A 5,745-nucleotide genomic window follows, 5' to 3' on the forward strand; every position below is an offset into this window, starting at 1 on the left:
TTGGGGCCCAGGAGCAGGATGGTCGCCCCGCGCTGCGGATCCATGTCGACGACGGTGACGGAGACGCCCATGCTGCCGGCGACGTGCTTGGCGAGCATGGCCGCGAGGGTCGATTTCCCCACCCCGCCTTTCATGCTGGCGATGGCCACCAACATCACGCTGCCTGCCCGTTCACGAACGTTAATTGAGTCAAAGTCATGGATCGCTGCCCGTGGAATCCCGCCGCTATGGTTTCTACTATAGGGCATTTGGCGCGTTTGGAGCGGGACGTAGGCGTCCCTTTTAAAGCGGTCTATCGGATCGATGCACCCTCTCCCGCTTAGAACTAAAGAATCAGCGCCTCGCTCCCCGGCGTACAGCTCGTTCCGCTCAACGCTGAAGCGCCGCCCCACCCCGCGTAGACGTTGAATTTGTCCGCATAAAGAGTACCCGAACGGGTACTACAGCCGCGCGGCGCCGTTCCCTATACTACAGGCGGTTAACGACCATCGCACAGCCCTGCACGGCGGGCCCGGAAAACCACCGCACCGGGCCGGCCGCGCAGATGCACATCGAACCGTACAAACGGAATAATCAAAAAGGAGTTGAAAATGGCAACGTCACATATACTGCCGATGGAAGAACTGGTCGAGCTCACCTACATGAACGGCCACCACGATCTTGCTTCCATCTCGTCCAGGGTCGAGCACCCCACCACGCCCAAGGAAGTTTTGGCGTACGCGCGCAAGCGCAAGATTTCGATCGTGGACGTCAAATTCACCGATCTCATGGGCCGCTGGCACCACTTCTCGATGCCCTCCGAATATCTCACCGAGGACATGTTCGAGGAGGGGCTGGGCTTCGACGGGTCGAGCATCCGCGCCTTCCAGGACATTCAGGAATCGGACATGATCCTCTTCCCCGATCCGACTTCGGCGGTCATCGACCCGGCCATGAAGATCCCCACGCTCAGCATCGTCTGCAACATCAACGATCCCACCACGGGCGAGCCCTACAACAAGGATTCGCGCTACGTGGCCAAAAAAGCCGAACAATATCTCAAGGACACGGGCATCGCCGACACCAGCTACTGGGGCCCCGAGGCGGAGTTCTTCGCCTTCGACGGCATCCGCTTCGGCTACGAGACCGGCGGCGGTTTCTTCCAGATCGAATCCGACATGGCCGCCTGGGCCACCGGCCGCCAGCACGACGCACGCTTCGGCGCCAACCTGGGCTACCGGCCCGAACCGAAACGCGGCTATTTCCGCGTGCCGCCGGTCGACACGCTGCAGGACTGGCGCTCCGAGTCCATCCTGCGCATGATGCTGGCCGGCATCGAAGTCGAAGTGCACCACGGCGAAGTCGCCTCCGGCGGACAGATGGAGATCGACTTGAAGTTCGGCCCCCTGGTGCAGATGTGCGACGCGCTGCAGACCTACAAGTACATCCTGAAGAACACCGCCGTGGCCCACGGCAAGACGCTGACCTTCATGCCCAAGCCGATGTTCGGTGACAACGGCAGCGGCATGCACTGCCACCAGAGTCTCTGGAAGAACGGCAAGAACCTGTTCTACAGCGCCGACGGCTACGCCCACCTGAGCGATCTCGGCAAGTACTACATCGGCGGGATCCTCAAACACACGCCCGCACTGCTGGCCATATGCGCGCCCACGACCAACAGCTACAAACGGCTGGTGCCCGGCTACGAGGCCCCGGTGATGATGGCCTACAGCCGCCGCAACCGGTCCGCCTGCGTGCGCATCCCGGTCTACAGCACCAGCCCCAGCTCCGTGCGCATCGAGTACCGCTGCCCCGATCCTTCGGCGAACCCCTACCTGGCGTTTGCCGCCATGCTGATGGCCGGCCTCGACGGCATCCAGAACAAGATCGACCCCGGCGATCCCATGGACATCGACCTCTTCGAAGGCGAAGCCAGCTCGGTGCCGCAGGTGCCCGGGTCGCTCAGCGAAGTGCTCGATCACCTGGAAGCGGACCACGAGTTCCTGCTCAAGGGCGGCGTCTTCACCGAAGATTTGATCGAGACCTACATCGATTGGAAGCGCGTCAACGACGTGGACGTGCTGCGCCTGCGGCCGCATCCGATCGAATACGTCATGTACTACGATATCTAGGCGGTAGTAAGGGTAAAGTTGGTTGGTGACGCCAACTCCTTATTCACGGGCTCTGAGGGATCGCTGTGCGGCCCTCAGAGCCCTTACATTCACCGGGTCCGGTCTCGCAGCGTTTCATCTCTGCGTTGGTCGAGGGGAGCGGTTGAAGGTGGGCAATCAACGATCGCATCACGTTTTTACGCCGGCTCGACGGGCTGCCGCCGGCGCCGATGAAATTGAAGACCGTTTTTTCGTGTGCTACAATCCTGATAAATCGGATGGTACTTGTTGATCACACCGCCCGGTAACCGCCGGGCGTTTCTCACTATGATATGAGCGCGCAGACGAACACCCACCTGCATACAATTCTTTCCCGGCTGAATCAGATCGGTTCGGCGATCAATTCGGGCGCCTCCGGCGGGGTGGACAACCTGCAGGACACCCTGGGGTTGATCGTCGAAAGCGCCACGGAGGTCGTGCCCGGTTCGTCGGCCGTCATCTACACCTACGATGCGAAGCGCGGTGAATTCAACCTCGACTCGCGCGTTTCCTCCGAACTCAACTACGATCCGGATGCGGACGACGCGCCGCGCCCCAACGGCATCGGCGCACATGCCATCGCCGCAAAGAAACGCGTGCTCTCCTACGAACAGGAAGAGCTGGATATCCACCCGGCGAAGGTGGCCGCCGGCGCGACCGCCATGGTCTGCTACCCGCTCATCATCGCCGGCGAACCCATCGGCGCCCTGTACCTGTATCTCCACGAGCGTGAGACTTTCAACGAACTCGAGCTGCTCATGCTGGACAACATCGTCAACCTGACCGCCATGACGCTCGCCTCCGCGCAGCGTTTCACGGAAGCGCAGCTCGAACAGGTGCGCAAGGAAAAGGAGCTGCGCCGGCTCCACCGCGCCGGTATGTTGATCTCCTCCCACACGCGCCTGCAGGACACGCTCGACGCCATTTTGCGCATGGCCCTGGAAGTCACGGACGCAAAATACGGCATCTTCCGCCTGGTCGATAAAGAGGGCAAGTGCCTCATCACGCACGCCTTCGTGGGAGAGCAGCAGGTGAAACCGGCGACCGAGTCGCTGCCCATCGACGGGGGGTCCGTGATGGGCATGGTGGCCTTGAAGCGCTCGCCTTTGATCATTTCGGACCTGCGCGAGGAACCCTACAGCAAGCTGTACTATCCTCTAGATCACGAGCTGGTCATGCGTTCGGAATTGGCCGTCCCCCTGATCGGCGCCAGCGGGCGCCTGGAGGGCGTCCTCAACCTGGAAAGCCCGCAGTTGAACGCCTTCAGCAAACAGGACCTGTACATCCTGCAGACCCTGGCCACGCACGCCGTCGCCGCCATTCAGGAAGTGCGCCTGCTGGATGCGCTGCAAGAGATTTCGACCTACATCCTCACCCAGCCGCTGAAATCCATCCACCAGAAACTCGTCGAACAGGCTTGCGATTTGCTCAACGTGCCCCTGAGCGTGTTGTGGCTGCGGGAAGGCGACTGCTTGCTGATCCAGGCGGCCACCCGGCCCGAACTGGAAGGCCGGCAGATCGGCCTGCAGGACTCGTTGATCGGGAAGGCCGCGCTGTCCGGCGAAGCGGTGATCTCGTCGGATTTGAAAATCGACCTGCCTGCGGCGCTCTACGATCCGGCCGATTACAGCTCGTCGCTGATCGTGCCCCTTTTCGCCGCAGGAGAGCCGGACTCGAACAGCCCGGTCGGCGCTTTCAGCATCCACAGCGCGGCCGACCGCGAGCGCGATTTCGAGCAGTCCGAGTGGGATCGCAACGTGCTCAGCATCCTGGGATATTACGCGACGCTGGCCATACAAAACGCCGCGCATCAGGAAGCCGCCCGTCTGGCGCAGGAGCAGCGTACGGTGACCGAGGCGTTTGCCGCCATCGGCGATATCGCCTCCAACCTGATGCATCAGTTGAACAACAAGATCGGCGCCATACCGGTGCGCATCGAAGGCATCCAGGACAAATGCGCCCCCAGCCTGGCGGCGGATCCCTACTTGAGCCAGAATCTGACCGAAATCGAGAAAAGCGCAGCCACGGCCATAGAGATCCTCAAGGAAAACCTGTTCTTCCTGCGCCCGATCCGCCTCTCTTCGGTGAAGATCCAGGAGGCGGTCGACACCGCGTTGAACGCGGCGCGGCTGCCGGACGGCATTCAGGTCGTCTGCCGGGCCCTGGATTCGCTGCCCCCTGCACACGCCTGTCCCAAGCGGCTGCCGCTGGTGTTCATCAACCTGTTCGACAACGCCGTGCGGGCGATGCAGGGCGAGGGCGAAATTCGCGTCAGCGGCGCCGCGGATGGAGACCGGATTCGCATCGACATTCACGACACGGGACCCGGCATTCCCCCCGAGCTGCACGAACGCATATTCGAGTTGAATTACAGCGGGCAGTCCTCCGAGACGCACGAAAATCTGGGATTCGGCCTGTGGTGGGTCAAAACGCTGATGACCCGTTTCGGCGGGCTGATCACGGTGGACAGCGACGGATGTTCGGGTACGACCTTCACCCTCGAACTGCCCCGCGCGGAGGGATCCGCGTGATGATGGTGGAACCGATTCTCACCTTGATCGTCGAAGACGATCCCTCCTGGCAGGAAATCCTCACCGACATCCTGACCGATTTCGGTCTCAAGATCGATCTCAGCGACAACCTGAAGGACGCCGTCGAGCGCCTGCGCAGCACGCCGTATCGCCTGGCGATCATCGATCTGTCGCTGGCGGACGACGATCACAGCAATCAGGACGGGCTGGAAGTGTTGAGGGCCGTTCAGCGCCACGCGCCCGGATGTGTCAGCGTCATGTTGACCGGCTATGCGAGCGTCGAACTGGCGGTGGCGGTCATCCAGGAGTACGGCGCCATGACCTGCCTGCGCAAGGAAACTTTCCGGCGCGCCGAGTTCCGCAAAGTAATCCGCCAGGCCCTGTCCGCTTCAAACGCAAAACGAGATGCGGACGACCAACGGCCGGCCGACGAAATAGTTGACCGATCCGTTTCCGCTGAACTTGGCGATTCCACAAGAGCTTTCGAGGGACTTGCGCTGGTGGTGGAGGACGATGCGGGCTGGCGCAGTCTGCTTGCCGAACTGCTCCAGGATGCCGGCTACCGGGTTCACGAGAGTGCCAGCTACGGCGAAGCCCTGGGCTTGTTGAAGCGCACGCATTATCAGGTCACCGTGGTCGACATTTCGCTGGCCAGTTCGGTCCAGCCCAACCACAACGAAGACGGTCTGCGGCTGTTGAAAACCACGCGCCAGGCCGGCATTCCGACGATCATCGTCAGCGGTTCGGCCGATCCGGATTTGATCGACCGCGCCTACACGGACCACAACATTTATGCGTACCTCGAAAAGCAATCCTTTGAGCGCAGAACGTTTCTCGAAAACGTGGATCAAATCGTCTCGCTCACCTCGCTTCCGCAGAGCCTGACGGATCGCGAGGAAGAAGTACTCTCGCTCGTCGCCCAGGGCCTGAGCAACAAGGAAATCGCCGCGAAGCTGGTCATTTCCACGAACACGGTCAAGCGGCACGTCAAGTCGATCTTCGCCAAACTCGACGTCAATTCCCGCGCCGCCGCCTCCGCGCATGCGATCCGCATGGGCCTGGGGGGCAAGGTGCGGGAGGAGTGA

The 5,745-nt window shown here is 61.6% G+C and carries 3 protein-coding genes; all 3 read left to right on the forward strand.

Annotated features, from left to right (window positions below; genetic code table 11):
* The first annotated feature begins 590 nt into the window (after positions 1 to 590).
* The 3 genes from glnA (at position 591) to P8Z34_16715 (ending at position 5,745) form a co-directional block, all read left to right on the forward strand.
* Positions 591 to 2,111, forward strand: coding sequence for a type I glutamate--ammonia ligase (gene glnA / locus P8Z34_16705; GenBank protein MEJ2552313.1), 1,521 nt, complete (start codon positions 591 to 593; stop codon positions 2,109 to 2,111).
* Positions 2,112 to 2,422: 311 nt separating this feature from the next.
* Complete coding sequence (locus P8Z34_16710) at positions 2,423 to 4,660, forward strand: GAF domain-containing protein (protein MEJ2552314.1); 2,238 nt, start codon at positions 2,423 to 2,425, stop codon at positions 4,658 to 4,660.
* Positions 4,660 to 5,745, forward strand: a complete 1,086-nt coding sequence (locus P8Z34_16715; GenBank protein MEJ2552315.1) for a response regulator — start codon at positions 4,660 to 4,662, stop codon at positions 5,743 to 5,745. Before P8Z34_16710 ends, P8Z34_16715 begins: the two co-directional genes overlap by 1 nt.

The organism is Anaerolineales bacterium (assembly GCA_037382465.1).
In the GTDB taxonomy this organism is placed as follows: Bacteria; Chloroflexota; Anaerolineae; order Anaerolineales; family E44-bin32; genus WVZH01.